This is a genomic window from Klebsiella sp. R390 (assembly GCF_051131745.1).
Classification (GTDB): Bacteria; Pseudomonadota; Gammaproteobacteria; order Enterobacterales; family Enterobacteriaceae; genus Klebsiella.
Genome location: NZ_CP180445.1, coordinates 2,692,452 through 2,711,555, shown reverse-complemented (window position 1 = coordinate 2,711,555; position 19,104 = coordinate 2,692,452). Strand labels below are relative to the sequence as shown.

General features: G+C 55.2%; 17 protein-coding genes and 1 pseudogene. 11 read left to right on the top strand and 7 right to left on the bottom strand.

Translation table 11 applies throughout. The annotated features are described in order from the left end of the window. Positions 1-6 precede the first annotated feature (6 nt). Together yidA and ACMYSP_RS12570 are read right to left on the bottom strand one after the other, a co-directional pair. Positions 7-819: a sugar-phosphatase gene (gene yidA, locus ACMYSP_RS12575; RefSeq protein ID WP_174509640.1), complete on the bottom strand. Its 813-nt coding sequence runs from the start codon at positions 817-819 to the stop codon at positions 7-9. 115 nt (positions 820-934) lie between these two features. Beyond that, entirely contained in the window at positions 935-1,960 is a 1,026-nt protein-coding gene (locus tag ACMYSP_RS12570) for a zinc-dependent alcohol dehydrogenase family protein (RefSeq protein ID WP_434582396.1), read from the bottom strand. Positions 1,961-2,070: 110 nt separating this feature from the next. Here ACMYSP_RS12570 and ACMYSP_RS12565 point away from each other — a divergent pair. Beyond that, positions 2,071-3,008, top strand: a pseudogene (locus ACMYSP_RS12565) (LysR substrate-binding domain-containing protein). A 33-nt stretch (positions 3,009-3,041) separates the two neighbouring features. On the opposite strand, the gene gyrB reads toward ACMYSP_RS12565, so the two are convergent. The 4 genes from gyrB to dnaA form a co-directional block, all read right to left on the bottom strand. Further along, complete coding sequence (gene gyrB / locus ACMYSP_RS12560; RefSeq protein WP_434582395.1) at positions 3,042-5,456, bottom strand: DNA topoisomerase (ATP-hydrolyzing) subunit B; 2,415 nt, start codon at positions 5,454-5,456, stop codon at positions 3,042-3,044. A 28-nt stretch (positions 5,457-5,484) separates the two neighbouring features. Next, complete coding sequence (gene recF / locus ACMYSP_RS12555) at positions 5,485-6,558, bottom strand: DNA replication/repair protein RecF (protein WP_434582394.1); 1,074 nt, start codon at positions 6,556-6,558, stop codon at positions 5,485-5,487. Positions 6,559-6,706: 148 nt separating this feature from the next. Then, a complete protein-coding gene (gene dnaN, locus ACMYSP_RS12550) occupies positions 6,707-7,807 on the bottom strand; it encodes a DNA polymerase III subunit beta (protein ID WP_123756990.1) in 1,101 nt (366 codons plus the stop codon). 4 nt (positions 7,808-7,811) lie between these two features. After that, positions 7,812-9,218, bottom strand: coding sequence for a chromosomal replication initiator protein DnaA (gene dnaA / locus ACMYSP_RS12545; protein ID WP_434582392.1), 1,407 nt, complete (start codon positions 9,216-9,218; stop codon positions 7,812-7,814). Positions 9,219-9,540: 322 nt separating this feature from the next. On the opposite strand from dnaA, the gene ACMYSP_RS12540 reads away from it, so the two are divergent. The 10 genes from ACMYSP_RS12540 to ACMYSP_RS12495 all read left to right on the top strand — a co-directional run bounded on the left by ACMYSP_RS12540 (position 9,541) and on the right by ACMYSP_RS12495 (position 17,586). After that, positions 9,541-9,621, top strand: coding sequence for a hypothetical protein (locus ACMYSP_RS12540; RefSeq protein WP_434587074.1), 81 nt, complete (start codon positions 9,541-9,543; stop codon positions 9,619-9,621). A gap of 218 nt (positions 9,622-9,839) precedes the next feature. Continuing rightward, positions 9,840-9,980: a 50S ribosomal protein L34 gene (gene rpmH / locus ACMYSP_RS12535; RefSeq protein WP_004871828.1), complete on the top strand. Its 141-nt coding sequence runs from the start codon at positions 9,840-9,842 to the stop codon at positions 9,978-9,980. Between the two features lie 15 nt (positions 9,981-9,995). Then, positions 9,996-10,355: a ribonuclease P protein component gene (rnpA, locus tag ACMYSP_RS12530; protein WP_049264554.1), complete on the top strand. Its 360-nt coding sequence runs from the start codon at positions 9,996-9,998 to the stop codon at positions 10,353-10,355. After that, positions 10,319-10,576 (top strand): membrane protein insertion efficiency factor YidD, encoded by a 258-nt coding sequence (gene yidD / locus ACMYSP_RS12525; RefSeq protein ID WP_123756988.1) that lies wholly within the window; start codon positions 10,319-10,321, stop codon positions 10,574-10,576. Before rnpA ends, yidD begins: the two co-directional genes overlap by 37 nt. 2 nt (positions 10,577-10,578) lie before the next feature. Continuing rightward, a complete protein-coding gene (gene yidC / locus ACMYSP_RS12520) occupies positions 10,579-12,225 on the top strand; it encodes a membrane protein insertase YidC (protein ID WP_434582390.1) in 1,647 nt (548 codons plus the stop codon). Positions 12,226-12,420: 195 nt separating this feature from the next. Then, a complete protein-coding gene (mnmE, locus tag ACMYSP_RS12515) occupies positions 12,421-13,785 on the top strand; it encodes a tRNA uridine-5-carboxymethylaminomethyl(34) synthesis GTPase MnmE (RefSeq protein ID WP_434582389.1) in 1,365 nt (454 codons plus the stop codon). A 190-nt stretch (positions 13,786-13,975) separates the two neighbouring features. Continuing rightward, positions 13,976-15,160, top strand: coding sequence for an MFS transporter (locus ACMYSP_RS12510; protein WP_434582388.1), 1,185 nt, complete (start codon positions 13,976-13,978; stop codon positions 15,158-15,160). Next, on the top strand, positions 15,129-16,088 hold the full coding sequence (yidZ, locus tag ACMYSP_RS12505; protein ID WP_434582386.1) for an HTH-type transcriptional regulator YidZ: 960 nt from the start codon (positions 15,129-15,131) through the stop codon (positions 16,086-16,088). Before ACMYSP_RS12510 ends, yidZ begins: the two co-directional genes overlap by 32 nt. A gap of 309 nt (positions 16,089-16,397) precedes the next feature. Further along, positions 16,398-16,982 (top strand): 4'-phosphopantetheinyl transferase family protein, encoded by a 585-nt coding sequence (locus ACMYSP_RS12500; RefSeq protein WP_434587073.1) that lies wholly within the window; start codon positions 16,398-16,400, stop codon positions 16,980-16,982. A gap of 37 nt (positions 16,983-17,019) precedes the next feature. Then, on the top strand, positions 17,020-17,586 hold the full coding sequence (locus ACMYSP_RS12495) for an NADPH-dependent FMN reductase (RefSeq protein WP_123756982.1): 567 nt from the start codon (positions 17,020-17,022) through the stop codon (positions 17,584-17,586). Positions 17,587-17,630: 44 nt separating this feature from the next. On the opposite strand, the gene adeP is transcribed toward ACMYSP_RS12495, so the two are convergent. Further along, a complete protein-coding gene (adeP, locus tag ACMYSP_RS12490) occupies positions 17,631-18,968 on the bottom strand; it encodes an adenine permease AdeP (protein WP_123756981.1) in 1,338 nt (445 codons plus the stop codon). Between the last annotated feature and the right edge of the window lie 136 nt (positions 18,969-19,104).

The window sequence follows — 19,104 nt, the reverse complement described above, 5'->3', positions numbered from 1 at the left end:
GTTCGGTCAGGATAACACGTACTTCTCAATCGCCCAGGCGACACCATCTTCCAGGTTCGATTTAGTAATAAAGTTTGCGGCTTCTTTCACCGTAGGAATGGCGTTATCCATCGCCACACCGACGCCCGCGAACTCAATCATCGCAATGTCATTTTCCTGATCGCCAATCGCCATAATCTCGTCCTGCTTGATATTCAGCGCGTCGGCCAGCGATTTCACGCCGGTCCCTTTATTGACGCGTTTATCGAGGATTTCGAGGAAGTATGGCGCGCTTTTCAGCACGGTATATTTCTCTTTCACTTCTGCCGGGATACGGGCGATGGCCTGGTCGAGGATCGCCGGCTCATCGATCATCATAACTTTCAGTAACTGGATATTCGGATCCATATTTTCGGCTTCGCAGAAGACCAGCGGGATCGTCGCGACATAGGATTCATGCACCGTGTAGTAGCTTACATCGCGGTTGGCGGTATACAGCGTGTTGCGGTCAAGGGCATGAAAATGTGACCCCACGTCACGGGAGAGCTGCTCAAGATAGCGATAGTCGTCATAGCTCAGCGCCGTTTGCGCCACGGTGCTGCCGTCGCTCGCTTTCTGTACCAGCGCACCGTTGTAGGTGATGCAGTAGTCTCCCGGCTGTTCCATCTGCAGTTCTTTCAGATAGCTGTGAACCCCGGCATACGGACGCCCGGTGGTCAGCACCACGTTGACGCCACGTGCGCGTGCTGCGGCAATCGCCGCTTTAACCGCAGGAGAGATGGTATGGTCAGGCAGCAGCAGCGTGCCGTCCATATCGATTGCAATAAGTTTGATAGCCATGAGATCCCCAGGATAAATGAGTGCTACCTCATGCTAACGCGATTAAGCCCGCAAAAATAGAGCTACATTGCGCAGCAAAAACACCCCTTTTACGCCAGTCCTGGGGAACCATGACTCACTCGCGGGTGAGGACGATTTTGCCAAACGCACCGCGATCGATGTGTTGAAGTGCCTGTTCAAGCTGGTTAAAGCGGTAGCGCTGCTCGATCACCGGTTTTAACCCAGTGGCATCAACGGCGCGGACGAAGTCTTCCAGCGCGCGGCGGTGCCCAACCCCAATCCCTTGAATAACTGGCGATTTCAGCAACAGTTCGCTGGCTGGCAGCGAGATTTCACTCCCGCCCAGAACGCCAATTACCGAGATGCGACCATGAACAGCAACAGCTCGCAGGGAATGCCTCAGGTTCTCCCCACCAACGGTTTCGATAATATGGTCGATGCCGCGATCGTCGGTGAGTTGGTATATCCCTTCGGCCCAATCACCTTTGAGCCGGTTAATGCCATGATCGGCACCGAGCTTTTTAGCCTGCACCAGTTTTTCATCGCTACCGGAGGTGACAAAAACCTCTGCCCCCTGTGCTTTTGCAATTTGCAGAGCGAAAATCGCGACACCCCCTGTACCTTGCACCAGCACCGATTGGCCGGCGCGTAAATTCCCGCGTTCCACCAGCGCGAACCATGCGGTCAGCCCTGCGCAGGGTAAGGTGCTGGCCTCAGCGTCATCCAGCGTTTCCGGAGCAGCCACCAGCCAGTTTTCATTCACAATCACGTATTCGGCCAGCATGCCCTGGAAGTAACCGCCAAGCGTTTTATAAGGCAAGTGGCGTGCGTCCGCGGTTGGCCTACCGTCGACCCACTCAGGGAAGAAGGTCGAGATAACGCGATCGCCCGATTTAAGACGCGTCACCCCCGCCCCCGTACTCTCCACCACGCCCGCCATATCCGACGCTGGCGTAAAGGGGAAGGAAAGCGAAATCGGCATGGTGCCTTCAATAACCATTTTATCGCGATAGTTAAGCGCGACGGCGTTCACGCGCACGCGTACTTCACCGGGGCCAGGCTGGGGAACAGGCTCCTGAATGAGTCTGAGATTCTCGCGCCCGAGGGCGTTCATAGACCAGCGTTGCATTATCTCTGTCATCGTTTTTCTCCTGCCATCAAAAGAGCTTCAGTAGCGATAGTTTAGCGTTGACTTGTTGTCGCCAGTGGCGATAACTTTTCCCATCATTGGCTCCCTAACCGATACAATCCATGACCGATACGCTGAAGGATATTCCCGTTTTTGTGGCCGCCGTTGAGGCGGGGAGTTTTGCTCAGGCAGCAGTCCGCCTGCACTTATCGCGTTCGGCGGTGGGCAAGAGTATCGCCCGGCTTGAAGAGCGGCTGGAGGTGCGTCTGTTTCACCGCACAACACGCAGCCAAAGTCTGACAGATAGCGGCGCCCTGTTTTATGAGCACTGCCTGCGCGCGCTGGAGGAGATTCGTGGTGCCGAATCACTGCTGGAAACCGGGAAACAACAGGTGCGTGGTCGCCTGCGTGTCGCAATGCCCATGCTGTTTGGTCGTCAGTGCATCGCACCGCTGTTAATCGGGCTGGCACAGGAGCATCCTGGGCTTGAGCTGGAAATGTCATTCAGCGACCGGGTGGTGGATCTCGTCGAGGAAGGGTTTGATATGGCGGTACGCAATGGTGCACTAGCTGACAGCACCGTGCTGGCCGCCAGAAAGCTGGGGGAACACAGAATGGTCCTGTGCGCCGCGCCGGATTATCTGATGAATCACGGCCAGCCACAAACCGTTGCCGATTTACACCAGCATTCGGCCATTAACTATCTGCGCGCCGGCCGGGTTTTGCCCTGGCAACTTGCGGACAGCGAAGGGATGCCGCACACAATCGTGCCCCGGTCATCATTGAATATGGATGATTTACAAGCGATTTGCGACGCCGCGCTGGCCGGACACGGCATTGCATGGTTGCCCTGCTGGATGGTACGCCAGGACCTGCAGAATAGAAAACTGGTCCCGCTGTTCAAACAGGCTGCGGATGTGCGCTTCCCCGTTCATGCGGTCTGGCAACAGACGGTGCATTTGCCACTGAGAGTGAGAATGGCTATCGACAGGCTGGTGAGTCGCTTACCGGCAGTGATGTCGCTGGATCCTGAGCAGCGCCCATAAAAAAGCCGCGCTGAACGCGCGGCCTGAGTATGACCATTTCGCCACGATTAAATATCGATATTCGCCGCTTTCAGGGCGTTCTCTTCGATAAAGGCACGGCGTGGTTCAACGGCATCGCCCATCAGGGTGGTGAACAGCTGGTCGGCGGCAATCGCATCCTTCACGGTCACGCGCAGCATGCGACGGCTGTCCGGATCCATGGTGGTTTCCCACAGCTGATCCGGGTTCATCTCGCCCAGACCTTTATAGCGCTGGATAGACAGGCCGCGACGGGACTCTTTAACCAACCACTCCAGCGCCTGCTCAAAGCTGGCAACCGGCTGACGGCGTTCGCCACGTTCGATAAACGCGTCGTCTTCGATAAGCCCACGCAGTTTCTCACCCAGGGTACAGATTCGACGATATTCGCCACCGGTGACAAACTCGTGATCCAGCGGATAGTCAGTGTCTACGCCGTGGGTACGCACGCGGATAATCGGTTCGAACAGCTGCAGTTCGGTATTTTCGTGAATGTCGAACTTCCACTGGCTACCGTGCTGCTCTTTTTCATTCAGATCGCTCACCAGCGCGTTCACCCAACGGGTGACGATCTGCTCATCAGAGAGGTCGGCTTCGTTCAGGGTTGGCTGGTAAATCAGCTCTTTCAGCAGCGATTTCGGGAAGCGACGTTCCATGCGAACAATCATTTTCTGCGTGCCATTGAATTCAGCCACCAGTTTTTCTAACGGCTCGCCCGCCAGTGCCGGAGCGCTGGCGTTGGTGTGCAGGGTCGCGCCATCCAGAGCGATAGAAATCTGGTACTGGTCCATCGCTTCATCGTCTTTGATGTACTGTTCCTGCTTGCCTTTCTTCACTTTGTACAGCGGCGGCTGGGCAATGTAGACATGACCACGTTCAACGATTTCCGGCATCTGACGGTAGAAGAAGGTCAGCAGCAGCGTACGGATGTGCGAGCCATCGACGTCCGCATCGGTCATGATGATGATGCTGTGGTAACGCAGCTTGTCCGGGTTGTATTCGTCACGGCCGATACCACAGCCCAGGGCGGTGATCAGCGTCGCCACTTCCTGAGAAGAGAGCATCTTGTCGAAACGGGCTTTCTCGACGTTGAGGATTTTACCCTTCAGCGGCAGGATAGCCTGGTTCTTACGGTTACGGCCCTGCTTAGCAGAACCGCCCGCGGAGTCCCCTTCCACGAGGTACAGTTCGGACAGCGCCGGGTCACGTTCCTGACAATCCGCCAGTTTGCCCGGCAGGCCTGCCAGATCCAGCGCGCCTTTACGACGGGTCATTTCACGTGCACGACGTGCGGCTTCACGAGCGCGGGCCGCATCGATAATTTTGCCCACCACGATTTTCGCGTCAGACGGATTTTCCAGCAGGTATTCGTTCAGCAGTTCATTCATCTGCTGTTCAACCGCCGTTTTCACCTCGGAGGAGACCAGTTTGTCTTTGGTCTGTGAGGAGAATTTCGGATCCGGCACCTTCACGGAGACAACGGCAATCAGGCCTTCGCGCGCATCATCGCCGGTGGCGCTGACTTTGGCTTTTTTGCTGTAGCCTTCTTTGTCCATGTAGGCGTTCAGAGTACGGGTCATCGCCGCGCGGAAGCCCGCAAGGTGAGTACCGCCGTCGCGCTGCGGAATGTTGTTAGTGAAGCAGTAGATGTTTTCCTGGAAGCCATCGTTCCACTGCAGCGCAACTTCTACGCCAATACCGTCTTTTTCGGTGGAGAAATAGAAGATATTCGGGTGGATCGGCGTTTTGTTCTTGTTGAGATACTCAACGAACGCCTTAATGCCGCCTTCGTAGTGGAAATGGTCTTCTTTACCGTCACGCTTGTCGCGCAGGCGGATAGACACCCCGGAGTTCAGGAACGACAGCTCACGCAGACGTTTCGCCAGGATCTCGTATTCGAATTCAATAACGTTGGTGAAGGTTTCATAGCTTGGCCAGAAACGAACCATGGTGCCGGTTTTTTCGGTCTCACCAGTCACTGCCAGCGGAGCCTGTGGCACGCCGTGCGCATAGATCTGACGGTGAACTTTATTGTCGCGCTGAATAACCAGCTCCAGCTTCTGCGACAGGGCGTTAACCACGGAAACGCCTACGCCGTGCAGGCCGCCGGAAACTTTATAAGAGTTATCATCGAATTTACCGCCTGCGTGCAGGACGGTCATGATGACTTCTGCCGCCGATACGCCCTCTTCCGGGTGAATACCGGTCGGAATACCGCGCCCGTCATCCTGTACGGAGACAGAGTTATCGCTATGGATGGTGACAACGATATCTTTACAGTAACCTGCGAGCGCTTCGTCGATAGCGTTATCCACAACCTCGAATACCATGTGGTGCAGACCGGTGCCGTCATCCGTGTCGCCGATATACATACCCGGGCGCTTACGCACCGCATCCAGCCCTTTCAGGACTTTGATACTGGAGGAGTCATAAGAATTCGACATCAACGTTTCTCGCTCATTTAAACTTAGGTTAATCCGTTATTTTACCCTTTTCCACGGTGAACATCTTCGAATTTTTGTCCGACATGTCCATTACGTGTTCAGCGCTGATCGCGCTGACGAAAACCTGCGACTGCGTGGCTTTTAAGCGGCTGGCAAGCAAACCGCGCCTTGCGTCGTCCAGTTCCGAGGCAAAATCATCTATCAGATACAGACAGCGTCTTCCGCTTTCGCGGGTTAAAAACTCTCCCTGCGCCAGTCGTAGCGCGCACATCAGGAGTTTAAGCTGCCCACGTGACAAAGTATCTTCGACCGGCGCACCATCGGCACGAATGCGGAAATCAGCTTTGTGCGGGCCGTGGGCGGTGTAGGTCAGCATGCGGTCACGCTCGAAATTTCGCTCAAGAACCTCGGAGTAATCCGTTTCTTTCTCCCAGCCACGCTGGAAGGAGAAGGCCAGAGAGAATTCAGGTAAAAACTGCTTACAGGTATCCGCCATGTCTTCGACGATAGCGGCGCTATATTCGGCACGCCAACGGCTGATTTGTTCCGCCAGCGGAATCAGTTCCTGATCCCAGGGCCGTATCTGAGCATAGCGACTCACCTGGCGCAACGCGGCATTACGCTGCTTCAGCAGGCGCTTGAGGTTGCTCCAGGCGGTAAAGAACCCGGCTTCATTGTGAAAGCATCCCCAGTCAAGGAAGGCTCTTCTGTATTTGGGGCCGCCGTTGAGTAAAGTAAACCCTTCCGGCGTAATCAGCTGCATCGGCATCAGGTGCGCCAGCTCTGCCACCTTGTGGCCATCGGTACCGTCAATCCGCACCTTGCTGTCGCCCTGCTTATCTTTGGTCAGGCCGATGGAGACCTCACGTTCGCCGCCCTGCAGACGTCCGTGCAGAATAAACGACTCTTGTTCGTGGCGGATCACCCGGCCGATTTGCAAACTGCGAAACGCCCGACCGTGGCCAAGCGTATAGATAGCTTCCAGTACGCTGGTTTTACCGCTGCCGTTGGCGCCCACCAGGAAGTTAAAGCCAGGGGATAAAGCGAGATCCGCATCTTCAATATTGCGGAAGTCTTTGATTAGAAGTCGGGATAGCGACATATCAGCTCGTCATCATTCAAGGGGCGTGGGTGTCGCAGCCAGTTCGTCTACCGCCAGTGCGCAGAAAGCGGAGCGTACACGAAGTACGTGAGCATTTCGAGCACTGCCGGAAGGCGAAATGGCAAGTAAACCAGCCCCTTTGCAGATTCTACAATCTCATAGGCATGACAACGTAGGCGGCCGATTGTGACGCCGCATCTTCAATCTGGACGCTGGAAACAGAATCGGTCAGCAGAATACGCACGTTTTCACATTTCAGCGCATTCAGCACATCCAGCACGTAGCTGACGTTAAAGCCGATTTCCATCTCGCTGCCGGAGTAAGAAACATCAAGAATCTCTTCCGCTTCTTCCTGTTCCGGGTTATTGGCGGTAATTTTCAGCTGGTTTTCACTGACATACAGACGCACGCCGCGGAATTTCTCGTTCGAGAGGATCGCCGCGCGGGCAAAAGCCTGCTTCAGAATATCGCAGCCGGCATCGAGGTGCTTGTCCGGGTTCTTCGGCAATACGCGGCGATAATCAGGGAAGCGGCCATCAACCAGCTTCGATGTGAAGATAAAATCACCGACGTGAGCGCGAATATTATTGCTACCAATCTGCACGCGCAACGGCGTGTCGCCGCCGTCCAGCATGCGCATCAGCTCAATGACCCCTTTACGCGGCACGATCACCGAATGGTTCGGCAGCGATTCGCCCAACGGCATTGAACAGACCGCCAGGCGGTGTCCGTCAGTAGCAACGGTGCGCAGTTCGTCACCTTCGGTTTCAAACAGCATGCCGTTTAAGTAGTAGCGAACATCCTGATGCGCCATGGAAAACTGCGTGGCTTCAATCAGACGCTTCATGGTCGCCTGCGGCAGGGTAAATTCAACTTCGCTCTGCCAGTCATCAAGGTTCGGGAAATCCGCTGCAGGCAGGGTCGACAGAGAGAAACGGCTGCGCCCGGAGCGCACCAGCATCCGGTCACCCTCCAGCTGTACCGCAATCTCCGCGCCTTCAGGCAGGCCGCGGCAGATATCAAAAAATTTACGTGCCGGAACGGTGGTTGCACCCGCGTCATGCGGCTGAATTAGCGCAACGCGCGCCACCATTTCCATCTCAAGGTCCGTGCCGGTCAGCGACAAGGCGCCATCCGAAACCTGAAGCAGCAGGTTACCGAGAATGGGCAGCGTCGGACGGCCACCTAAGGGACCGCTCACCTGTTGCAGCGGTTTTAATAAATGTTCACGTTCTACGGTAAATTTCATAGCGTCACGAGGATAATGTTCTGATTAAATTGGAAAAATCTTCTTTGATATCATGGCTTTCTTCACGCAACTGCTCGATCTTACGGCATGCATGTAGCACGGTGGTATGGTCGCGGCCGCCAAACGCATCGCCGATTTCCGGCAGGCTGTGGTTGGTCAGCTCTTTCGCCAGCGCCATCGCCATCTGGCGTGGTCGCGCCACCGAACGGGAGCGGCGTTTAGACAGCAAATCCGCTACCTTAATCTTGTAGTACTCCGCCACCGTCTTTTGAATATTGTCGATAGTGACCAGTTTTTCCTGCAGAGCCAGCAGATCGCGCAGCGCTTCGCGCACGAAATCGATGGTGATCGCCCGTCCGGTAAAGTTGGCATTGGCGATAACGCGGTTCAGTGCCCCTTCCAGCTCACGCACGTTTGAACGTAAACGCTTGGCAATAAAGAAGGCGACTTCACCTGGCAGACGAATGTCGTTTTCGTCGGCCTTTTTCATCAGGATCGCCACGCGGGTTTCCAGCTCAGGCGGCTCGATCGCCACCGTCAGGCCCCAGCCGAAGCGGGATTTCAGACGATCCTCAACACCATTGATCTCTTTCGGATAACGATCCGATGTCAGAATGATCTGCTGATTACCTTCCAGCAGGGCATTAAAGGTGTGGAAGAACTCTTCCTGAGAACGCTCTTTATTAGCAAAGAACTGAATATCATCGATCAGCAGGGCGTCTACGGAGCGGTAGTAACGTTTGAACTCTTCAATGGCGTTGTTCTGCAAGGCTTTAACCATGTCCTGAACAAAACGCTCGGAGTGCATATAAACCACTTTGGCGTTCGGTTTGCGCGCGACGATGCCGTTACCGACCGCGTGCAACAGGTGGGTTTTACCCAGACCGGTACCACCATAAAGGAATAAAGGGTTATAAGCGCCGCCAGGATTATCCGCGACCTGACGTGCTGCGGCACGGGCCAGCTGGTTCGACTTACCTTCAACAAAGTTATCGAAGGTATGTTTGACGTTAACATTAGAGCGGTAGGTCGGTTCCGCCGGCGCCGGGACGTTATCCCAGCCAGGACGCACAATGGTGGGCGCCACGCGCGCCGTCTGCACCTGTGCCGCCGGTACGGTGGCCGCAACGTTGTTCGTTACCGCGCCTCTTTGCACCTGTACGGCCGGGCGGGTGCCGACTTCAAATCGCAGTTGTGGGGCATCAGCACCGCAAAAATCATTGAGGAGTCCATTGATATTATTGAGGTATTTATCCCTTACCCAATCGAGCACAAAACGGTTTGGCGCATACAGTGCCAGCGTGTTATCGCTCAATTCCGCCTGCAACGGGCGTATCCACATACTGAATTCTGTGGCTGGTAACTCATCCTGCAATCGGGCAAGACACTGCTGCCAAAGCGAAAGTGACACGGCGGACTCCACTCGAACATAAAATCGATATAAAGAAAAAAAGAAACAATCGTGATTGTTGGCACACGTCGACAAGACCCTGCATTGGCCGAAAAGCCCCTGCACAAAAGGGGTGACGCGCGAACCGCTATCTGCGGTATTTATCCGATGCGGATCGGTAGATCGCGATCAGGACCGGGGATCATAGCCTAAACTGAGAAAGAGATCTTCTGTTTCTCAACAGATTCTTCCCGATTTATCCACAGGAAGGATCAAAGCCGGGTAAGTGTAATCGATCCAGCGCAGAGTGGGGGACGATTTAAGCCACATATCGGAAAATTTAATGAGCTATGTCGGTTTTGGGTCTAAACGATCTAACAAAGATCCTTTACGATCCTTGCGCTTTACCCGTCAGGCCGTATAATCCTCCACCCGGCGCGTAATGCCCGTTTTCCGTCGACTGTCGCCGGTCATTTTTTGTGCGACAAAGTACGAGAAATAAGGAAAGAGAATTGACTCCGGAGTGTACAATTATTACAATCCGGCCTCTTTAATCACCATCGCTGAGGCGTAAGTCGTTCGAAGTTCGTTCGGGTATACGCAAAAGTCAGTGAAATTATTCAAGTTTAGGTAGAAACCGCCATGAAACGCACTTTTCAACCGTCTGTACTGAAGCGCAACCGTTCTCACGGCTTCCGTGCACGTATGGCTACTAAAAATGGTCGTCAGGTTCTGGCACGTCGTCGTGCTAAAAGCCGTGCTCGTCTGACCGTTTCCAAGTAATAAAGCTAACCCTGCGTGGTTAAGCTCGCATTTCCCAGGGAGTTACGTTTGTTAACTCCCAGTCATTTCACTTTCGTCTTCCAGCAGCCACAACGGGCTGGCACGCCGCAAATCACCATCCTCGGCCGCCTGAATTCGCTGGGGCATCCCCGCATCGGTCTTACCGTCGCCAAGAAAAACGTCAAGCGCGCGCATGAACGCAATCGGATTAAACGTCTGACGCGTGAAAGCTTTCGTTTACGTCAACATGAACTCCCGCCTATGGATTTCGTGGTGGTGGCAAAAAAAGGGGTTGCTGACCTCGATAACCGTGCTCTCTCGGAAGCGTTGGAAAAATTATGGCGCCGCCATTGTCGCCTGGCTCCAGGGTCCTGATAGGCCTTATCCGGGTCTATCAGCGCCTGATTAGTCCGCTACTCGGGCCGCATTGTCGTTTCACGCCTACCTGTTCTCAGTACGGAATTGAGGCCTTGCGCAGGTTTGGGATGATAAAAGGCAGTTGGTTGACAGTGAAACGCGTATTAAAATGCCACCCTTTACACCCTGGTGGTGACGACCCCGTCCCGCCTGGACCATTTGATACCAGAGAACACTAACGATGGATTCGCAACGCAATCTTCTTATCATCGCTTTGTTGTTCGTGTCTTTCATGATCTGGCAAGCCTGGGAGCAGGATAACAATCCTCAAGCCCAGCAGCAGACCACGCAGACTACGACCACAGCAGCGGGTAGCGCCGCAGACCAGGGCGTACCGGCCAGTGGCCAAGGGAAACTGATTACGGTTAAAACTGACGTGCTGGAGCTGACTATCAACACCCGTGGTGGTGATATTGAGCAATCTCTGCTTCCGACTTACCCGAAAGCACTGAAGTCAGACGAACCGTTCCAGTTACTGGAAACCACGCCACAGTTTATCTATCAGGCGCAGAGCGGCTTAACCGGTCGTGACGGCCCGGATAACCCGGCTAACGGCCCACGTCCGCTGTATAACGTCGATAAGGATGCGTTTGTACTGGCCGAAGGCCAGAACGAAATCGTCGTTCCGCTGACCTATACCGATAAAGCAGGCAACGTATTCACCAAAACCTTCACCCTGAAACGCGGTGATTATGCGGTGAACGTGAGCTATAACGTGCAGAACACCAGCGAAAAACCGCTGGAAGTTTCGACCTTCGGTCAGCTGAAACAAACGGCAGCGCTGCCGACCAGCCGTGATACGCAAACCGGTGGCCTGTCTACCATGCACACTTTCCGTGGCGCCGCGTATTCCACTTCTGAGTCGAAGTACGAAAAGTATAAATTCGATACCATCGTCGATAACGAGAACCTGAACACCAACACCAAAAACGGTTGGGTTGCGATGCTGCAGCAGTACTTTACGACAGCATGGGTTCCGGAAAACAACGGTACGAATAACTTCTACACCTCGAACCTTGGCAACGGTGTTGTCGCTATCGGCTATAAATCTCAGCCGGTACTGGTTCAGCCAGGACAGACCGACAAGCTGCAAAGCGTACTGTGGGTTGGCCCGGCAATTCAGGACAAAATGGCTGCCGTTGCGCCGCACCTGGATCTGACCGTTGACTATGGCTGGTTGTGGTTCATCTCTCAGCCGCTGTTCAAGCTGCTGAAATGGATCCATAGCTTCCTGGGCAACTGGGGCTTCTCGATCATCGTTATTACCTTTATCGTTCGTGGCATCATGTACCCGCTGACCAAAGCGCAGTACACCTCCATGGCGAAGATGCGTATGCTGCAGCCGAAAATTCAGGCAATGCGTGAGCGTCTTGGTGACGATAAACAGCGTCAAAGTCAGGAAATGATGGCGCTGTATAAAGCCGAGAAGGTTAACCCACTGGGTGGCTGCTTCCCGCTGATTATCCAGATGCCAATCTTCCTTGCGCTGTACTATATGCTGAGCGCCTCGGTTGAACTGCGTCATGCGCCGTTTATCCTGTGGATCCACGACCTGTCTGCACAAGACCCGTACTACATCCTGCCGATCATCATGGGCGCCACGATGTTCTTCATTCAGAAGATGTCGCCGACCACCGTGACCGACCCGATGCAGCAGAAGATCATGACCTTTATGCCGGTCATCTTCACGGTGTTCTTCCTGTGGTTCCCGTCTGGTCTGGTGGTTTACTATATCGTCAGCAACCTGGTCACCATTATTCAGCAGCAGCTGATTTATCGTGGTCTGGAAAAACGTGGGCTGCATAGCCGCGAGAAGAAAAAGAGCTGAGACTCTTCATTCTTCAAGCCGCTGATGCGTTGGCTTCGTTCGTACGCCCCAGTCACTTACTTCAGTAAGCTCCTGGGACCTCGCTAACTTGCCGCCTTCCCGCAGCTTGAATTATTTTGAGTATCTACGGTAGTAGTTAATGCCAGAGAAGGCGGTCAATAGACCGCCTTTTTTACATTTACATAGAGAGTCATCATGAGCCATAACGACACGATCGTCGCCCAGGCAACCCCACCGGGACGCGGTGGTGTGGGCATTCTGCGTATCTCTGGCCTGAAGGCACGCGAGGTGGCACAGGCGGTGCTGGGCAAGCTCCCCAAGCCGCGCTATGCCGATTATCTGCCTTTTAAAGATGCCGACGGTACGCCGCTGGATCAGGGGATTGCGCTGTGGTTCCCTGGCCCGAACTCCTTTACCGGTGAAGATGTGCTGGAGCTCCAGGGCCACGGTGGCCCGGTCATTCTCGACCTGCTGCTCAAACGCATTCTGACCCTGCCAGGTTTACGCATTGCCAACCCCGGTGAGTTCTCCGAGCGCGCGTTTTTGAACGACAAGCTCGATTTAGCCCAGGCCGAAGCGATTGCTGACCTGATTGACGCCAGCTCCGAGCAGGCGGCACGTTCCGCGCTGAACTCCCTGCAGGGCGCATTCTCCACGCGCGTAAACCATCTTGTGGAAGCACTCACTCACCTGCGCATCTACGTGGAAGCGGCCATCGACTTCCCGGACGAAGAGATAGACTTCCTCTCCGACGGTAAAATTGAAGCCCAGCTCAACGGGGTGATCGCCGACCTCGATGCCGTTCGCGCCGAAGCGCGCCAGGGTAGCCTGCTGCGTGAAGGGATGAAAGTGGTCATTGCCGGTCGCCCGAACGCCGGTAAATCGAGCCTGCTGAACGCGCTGGCCGGGCGTGAAGCGGCGATCGTCACCGACATCGCTGGAACCACCCGCGACGTCCTGCGCGAGCATATCCATATTGACGGTATGCCGCTGCATATCATCGATACTGCTGGCCTGCGTGATGCCAGCGATGAGGTTGAGCGCATCGGTATTGAGCGTGCCTGGCAGGAGATCGAGCAGGCCGACCGGGTGCTGTTTATGGTCGATGGCACCACCACCAGCGCCGTCGATCCGGCAGAAATCTGGCCGGACTTTATCGAACGCTTACCGGCGAAACTGCCGATTACGGTGGTACGCAACAAAGCCGACGTCACCGGTGAAACGCTGGGCCTCAGTGAAGTGAATGGCCACTCACTGATCCGCCTGTCGGCACGCACCGGCGAGGGCGTGGATGTTCTGCGCAATCATCTTAAGCAGAGCATGGGCTTTGAAACCAATATGGAAGGCGGTTTCCTTGCCCGTCGTCGCCACCTGCAGGCGCTATCCGACGCTGCCAACCATCTGCAGCAGGGTAAAGCCCAGCTGCTTGGCGCGTGGGCCGGCGAGCTGCTGGCGGAAGAGCTGCGCCTTGCCCAGCAGGCGCTAAGCGAAATCACCGGCGAATTTACCTCTGATGATCTGCTGGGACGGATTTTCTCCAGCTTCTGTATCGGTAAGTAAGCGCAGTAAGTGAGTCTTGACTAACCCGTGTTAACACCTTGTTAACGCGGGTTTTTTCGTTTCAGCGCTATCTCACCCTGCGATCTGTCGAGGGGTTTTTCCTCTCAGGAAATCATTGTTGTCCAAATGGCAACTCGTGCTGCCATGCAATAGCCATTACTCTGTACCCCACTATTTTCCCGGGGGTCTTATGGCACGCTTTCTGATCTGTAGTTTTGCGCTGGTTTTACTTTATCCATCCGGCATCGATATGTATCTGGTGGGGCTACCGCGTATTGCACAGGATCTCGGTGCCAGCGAAGCGCAGCTGCATATCGCCTTCTCGGTCTATCTGGCCGGTATGGCCGCTGCGATGCTGTTTGCCGGCAGAATTGCCGATAGGTCCGGGCGTAAGCCGGTCGCGCTGTTTGGCTCTGCGGTGTTTATTCTTGCCTCTGTGCTCTGCGCGCACGCGCATACCAGCGACCTCTTTCTGGTTGGGCGCTTTATGCAGGGCATCGGTGCCGGAAGCTGCTACGTGGTCGCTTTCGCCGTCCTGCGCGATACCCTCGACGACCGCCGTCGCGCGAAGGTCCTGTCGCTGTTGAATGGCATCACCTGCATTATCCCGGTTCTGGCGCCGGTACTGGGCCACCTGATTATGCTGAAATACCCATGGCAAAGCCTGTTCTATACCATGACCGGCATGGGTGTAATGGTCGGCCTGCTCTCGGTCTTTCTCCTGCGGGAAACGCGACCGGCAGCGCCCTCGCTGGCAACTGCCGGGCAGGATACGGTTGCTGAGTCACTGCTGAACCGCTTTTTCCTCAGCCGTATCGTTATTACCACTCTTAGCGTCACGGCGATCCTGACCTACGTGAACGTTTCACCGGTGTTGATGATGGAAGAGATGGGGTTCGATCGCGGACAATATTCAATGGCGATGGCCTTAATGGCGCTGGTGAGCATGATGGTGTCGTTCTCCACCCCCTTCGCCCTCACGATATTTAAACCGCGTACCCTGATGCTGACCTCGCAGGTGATGTTCCTGCTTGCCGGTGTCTTGCTCAGCCTCGCCACCAGCCAGAGCGTCACCCTGCTGGGCCTGGCGCTGATTTGCGCCGGCTTCTCGGTGGGTTTCGGCGTGGCCATGAGCCAGGCGCTGGGGCCATTTACCCTGAGGGCGGGCGTGGCCAGCTCCGTTCTGGGGATTGCTCAGGTCTGCGGTTCGTCGTTGTGGATTTGGCTGGCGGCGATTGTGGGGCTGAGTGCGATGAATATGCTGATCGGGATACTCATTGGCTGTAGCATAGTGAGCCTTGTACTGATTCTGGCCACCTCCCCAGCACGGGTCGCGCAACACTATGAAGAAGCCCCTGTCGAGTCTCGATCTTAATTTATTACTCTGCCTGCAGCTTCTGACGCAGGAGCATAGCGTGACCCGCACGGCGAAACGGATGAACGTTTCGCCGTCGGCGGTGAGCAAATCCTTAGCCAAGCTGCGCGCGTGGTTTGACGATCCCTTGTTCGTCAAAACTCCGCTCGGACTGTCACCGACGCCATTGATGTCCAGCATGGAGCAGGATCTGGCGGACTGGATGCAGATCGGTCACCAGATCCTCGATAAACCTCATCACGCTACGCCAAGCGGCCTCAAGTTCGAACTGGCGGCGGAAGCACCGCTGCTGATGATCCTGTTTAACACCCTGTCGCAGCAGATCTATCAGCGCTATCCCCAGGCGCTGATCCGCCTGCGTAACTGGGACTACGACTCGCTGGACGCGATAATTCGCGGCGAGGTCGACATCGGCTTTTGCGGGCGGGAAACGCACCCGCGTTCACGGGAGCAGTTAAGCCAGCTACCGTGGTATATCGATTTTGACGTCCTGTTTACTGACCTGCCTCAGGTCTGGCTACGTGAAGATCACCCGGCCCTTGCCGAGGAGTGGAATCTGGAGACCTTTTTACGCTACCCGCATATCAATATCAGCTGGGAGCAGAGCGATACCTGGGCGCTGGATGATATTCTGCATGACATGGGGCACAAGCGGACCGTCGCGTTAACCTTGCCGGGCTTTGAGCAATCGCTGTTTATGGCGGCTCAGCCACACCACACTATGCTGGCCACCGCGCCGCGCTATTGCCATCACTACAACCGCCAGCACCACCTGCCGCTGGTGTCGCGCCCGCTACCGCTGGAGCCTCAGCTACTGGAAAAAACGCGCGTGCCGTTCACCCTGCTGTGGCATAAACGCAATAGCAGCAACCCGAAGATCGTCTGGCTCAGAGAGACCCTCAAACAACTCTATCAGGGCCCGTTATAAGCCGATTTTATTGCTCTTCCTCTACTGCCTGCGCAAGAAATTGTAAAGTTCGCATAAATACCCTTTTCAAGGGGGGAATTCCGCATTAAAACCTATCAATACCAGGTGATAATAGACCTCAGAATTTTCCAATGACCATTAATCACGGAGCGACGAATGGCAACGCATTTTGCAAGAGGGATACTCAGCATCAGGGAGCCGCTATCGACACGCCTGTCGGCGGCCTGCTATCAATCCGCCCAGCGCCTGCCCGAGTATCGGCAGAGTCGCTACCGCGCATCACGTTCACTGCTCGCCGAGCTGCTGTTTATGCTGTATGGCATCAGCGAGCTACCCGATATCACCAATGACGATAACGGCCGGCCGGTCTTTTCCGATCCCAACCTGCCGCGCTTTTCCATCTCTTATGCCGGAAATATTGTTGGCGTCGCGCTAACCACCGAAGGCGACTGCGGGCTGGATATGGAACTCCAGAACGCCTCGCGCGGGATCCATCCGCTGCACGACCCGAACCGCTATGTCTTCAACAGCAATGAGAATTTGTGGATTAACATCCAGCACGATCCCGATGAAGCACGTGCCCAGCTAGTGGCGCTGCGTCGGAGCGTGCTGAAGCTGACCGGTGAAGACCCGGTGCGCCTGCAGCTGCTGCCCGGCGCGGGTCGTCTGCGAACCACCAGGATGCATCCTGTAGAGGCCCTCTGCGACGCAGAAACGGTGCTGGTGTGGTCCATTGCCGCCACCCCCGCCATCGGCCAGCTCAAGGTCTGGGAATATCATCATCAGGAAGGCTGGCGTAATCTGCCGGACGCCCAGATGCGGGCAAAAGAGTCCGCCGCCCGGCTGATGCGTTTTACCAGCCTCCCCGTAGAAAAAGCACTCTCCCTCAACTGACCGGTCAGCCCGGCCATCATGATGCAAAGGAGCAATCATGTCTGATACGTTGAAAGTTGTTACGTTACTCGGAAGTCTGCGCAAAGGGTCTTTTAATGGCATGGTCGCCCGCACCCTGCCAGGGATCGCGCCGGCGAACATGGCGATCTCCGCACTGCCATCCATTGGCGACATTCCGCTATATGACGCGGATTTTCAGCAGGAAGAGGGATTCCCGCAAAGCGTGCAGGATATTGCACAACAGATTCGTGAAGCCGACGGCGTTGTTATTGTGACACCGGAGTATAACTACTCGGTGCCGGGCGGCCTGAAGAATGCGATTGACTGGCTGTCCCGTCTGCCTGAGCAGCCGCTATCTGGTAAACCGGTGCTGATTCAAACCAGCTCGATGGGAGCTATCGGCGGCGCGCGCTGCCAGTATCACCTGCGCCAGATTCTGGTGTTCCTCGACGCGATGGTGATGAACAAACCGGAGTTTATGGGCGGCGTGATTCAGAACAAAGTGGACCCGCAGTCGGGCGAGGTGGTCGATCAGAGCACGCTCGATCATCTGAGCGGACAGCTGAGCGCCTTTGGTGAGTATATTCAGCGCGTGAAAGCATAAGTGAATCACCCTCTCCCTGCGGGGAGAGGGTGTTGTGCGCCACATTAATGGGCGTCGATAAACACAATTTTTAGCACAAACAGCAGCGACACGATAATCACGCATGGGCTGAGATCGCGCAGGCGACCGGTACCAATCTTCATCACGCAGTAAGAGATAAAACCTAACGCAATCCCTTCGGTAATCGAGAAGCTGAACGGCATCATCACCGCGGTAATAAACGCCGGAACCGCTTCAGTCAGATCGTCCCACTTCACGCGCGCCAGGCTGGAAGTCATCAGTACGCCCACATAAATCAGCGCCCCCGCAGCCGCATAGGCCGGCACCATTCCCGCCAGCGGCGACAGGAAAATCACCAGCAGGAACAGGAGACCGACAACCACTGCCGTCAGGCCGGTACGCCCGCCCACAGAGACGCCGGAGGAGGATTCGATATAGGCCGTCACCGAAGAGGTACCGATAAAGGAACCTGCCACCGATGAGATACTGTCGACAAACAGCGCCTGCTTCATACGCGGGAACTTACCTTTCTCATCGGCAAGACCGGCTTTATCGGTCACACCAATCAAGGTACCGGAAGAGTCGAACAGGTTAACCAGCATGAAGGAGAAGATGATGCCTGCCAGGCCGAGGTTAAACGAACCGGCTAAATCCACATGGCCAATAACCGAAGTGATGCTCGGCGGCGCGGACACAATACCGGTGTAGTGCACATCACCCAGCATCCAGCCTAACAGCGTCGTAACGACGATAGAGACCAGTACTGCCGCATGAATATTACGGGAGGCCAGGATGGCAATAATAAAGAAGCCGAGGATCCCCAGCAGCACGCTGTGAGAGGTCAGGTTGCCGATGCTAACCAGCGTATCTTTGTTGGCAACAATCACGCCGGCATTTTTCAGCCCCATCATGCCGATAAACAGACCGATACCGCTGGTGATCCCCACACGCAGACTGACCGGAATATTGGCAATCATCCAGTAACGGACGCGGAAAATGGTCAGCAGCAGCAGACCTACGGCGCCCCAGAAGATAGCCCCCATCCCCACCTGCCACGGCAGCCCCATGGCCTGTACCACGACAAAGGCAAAGAATGCGTTCAGACCCATTGCTGGCGCCAGTGCGACCGGCAGGTTAGCAAACAGCCCCATCAGAATACTACCGAAGGCGGCGATCAGACAGGTCGTCACAAACACGGCGCTGGTATCCATACCCGCCACGCCAAGAATTTGTGGGTTAACAAAAACAATGTAGACCATTGTCAAAAAGGTGGTGAAACCTGCTATCGCTTCGGTACGTGCCGTCGTGCCGTGTTCACGTAGTTTGAACACGCGCTCCAGCAGACCCTGGCCAGAAGACTGGCTGGTTTGTTGTTGACTCATTATCGGTTTCCGAACTTAAGGAGGGAAAATTCGTCGCTATCCTATACCAAAATGCGACACCAGGTGCAGTTGTATGGTAACTTTTTTTCATTGAATTTACTTATACGGCAACGATTGCGTGGCACCAATACGCATG

What these genes read in the sequence shown, in the direction of transcription:
- yidZ (WP_434582386.1), top strand. Translation starts at nt 15,129, where the DNA reads ATGAAGAAGCCCCTGTCGAGTCTCGATCTTAATTTATTACTCTGCCTG.
- yidD (WP_123756988.1), top strand. Translation starts at nt 10,319, where the DNA reads ATGGCGCCGCCATTGTCGCCTGGCTCCAGGGTCCTGATAGGCCTTATC.
- ACMYSP_RS12495 (WP_123756982.1), top strand. Translation starts at nt 17,020, where the DNA reads ATGTCTGATACGTTGAAAGTTGTTACGTTACTCGGAAGTCTGCGCAAA.
- gyrB (WP_434582395.1), bottom strand. Translation starts at nt 5,456, where the DNA reads ATGTCGAATTCTTATGACTCCTCCAGTATCAAAGTCCTGAAAGGGCTG.
- mnmE (WP_434582389.1), top strand. Translation starts at nt 12,421, where the DNA reads ATGAGCCATAACGACACGATCGTCGCCCAGGCAACCCCACCGGGACGC.
- ACMYSP_RS12540 (WP_434587074.1), top strand. Translation starts at nt 9,541, where the DNA reads ATGAGCTATGTCGGTTTTGGGTCTAAACGATCTAACAAAGATCCTTTA.
- dnaN (WP_123756990.1), bottom strand. Translation starts at nt 7,807, where the DNA reads ATGAAATTTACCGTAGAACGTGAACATTTATTAAAACCGCTGCAACAG.
- yidA (WP_174509640.1), bottom strand. Translation starts at nt 819, where the DNA reads ATGGCTATCAAACTTATTGCAATCGATATGGACGGCACGCTGCTGCTG.
- rpmH (WP_004871828.1), top strand. Translation starts at nt 9,840, where the DNA reads ATGAAACGCACTTTTCAACCGTCTGTACTGAAGCGCAACCGTTCTCAC.
- ACMYSP_RS12510 (WP_434582388.1), top strand. Translation starts at nt 13,976, where the DNA reads ATGGCACGCTTTCTGATCTGTAGTTTTGCGCTGGTTTTACTTTATCCA.
- ACMYSP_RS12500 (WP_434587073.1), top strand. Translation starts at nt 16,398, where the DNA reads ATGCTGTATGGCATCAGCGAGCTACCCGATATCACCAATGACGATAAC.
- ACMYSP_RS12570 (WP_434582396.1), bottom strand. Translation starts at nt 1,960, where the DNA reads ATGACAGAGATAATGCAACGCTGGTCTATGAACGCCCTCGGGCGCGAG.
- yidC (WP_434582390.1), top strand. Translation starts at nt 10,579, where the DNA reads ATGGATTCGCAACGCAATCTTCTTATCATCGCTTTGTTGTTCGTGTCT.
- adeP (WP_123756981.1), bottom strand. Translation starts at nt 18,968, where the DNA reads ATGAGTCAACAACAAACCAGCCAGTCTTCTGGCCAGGGTCTGCTGGAG.
- recF (WP_434582394.1), bottom strand. Translation starts at nt 6,558, where the DNA reads ATGTCGCTATCCCGACTTCTAATCAAAGACTTCCGCAATATTGAAGAT.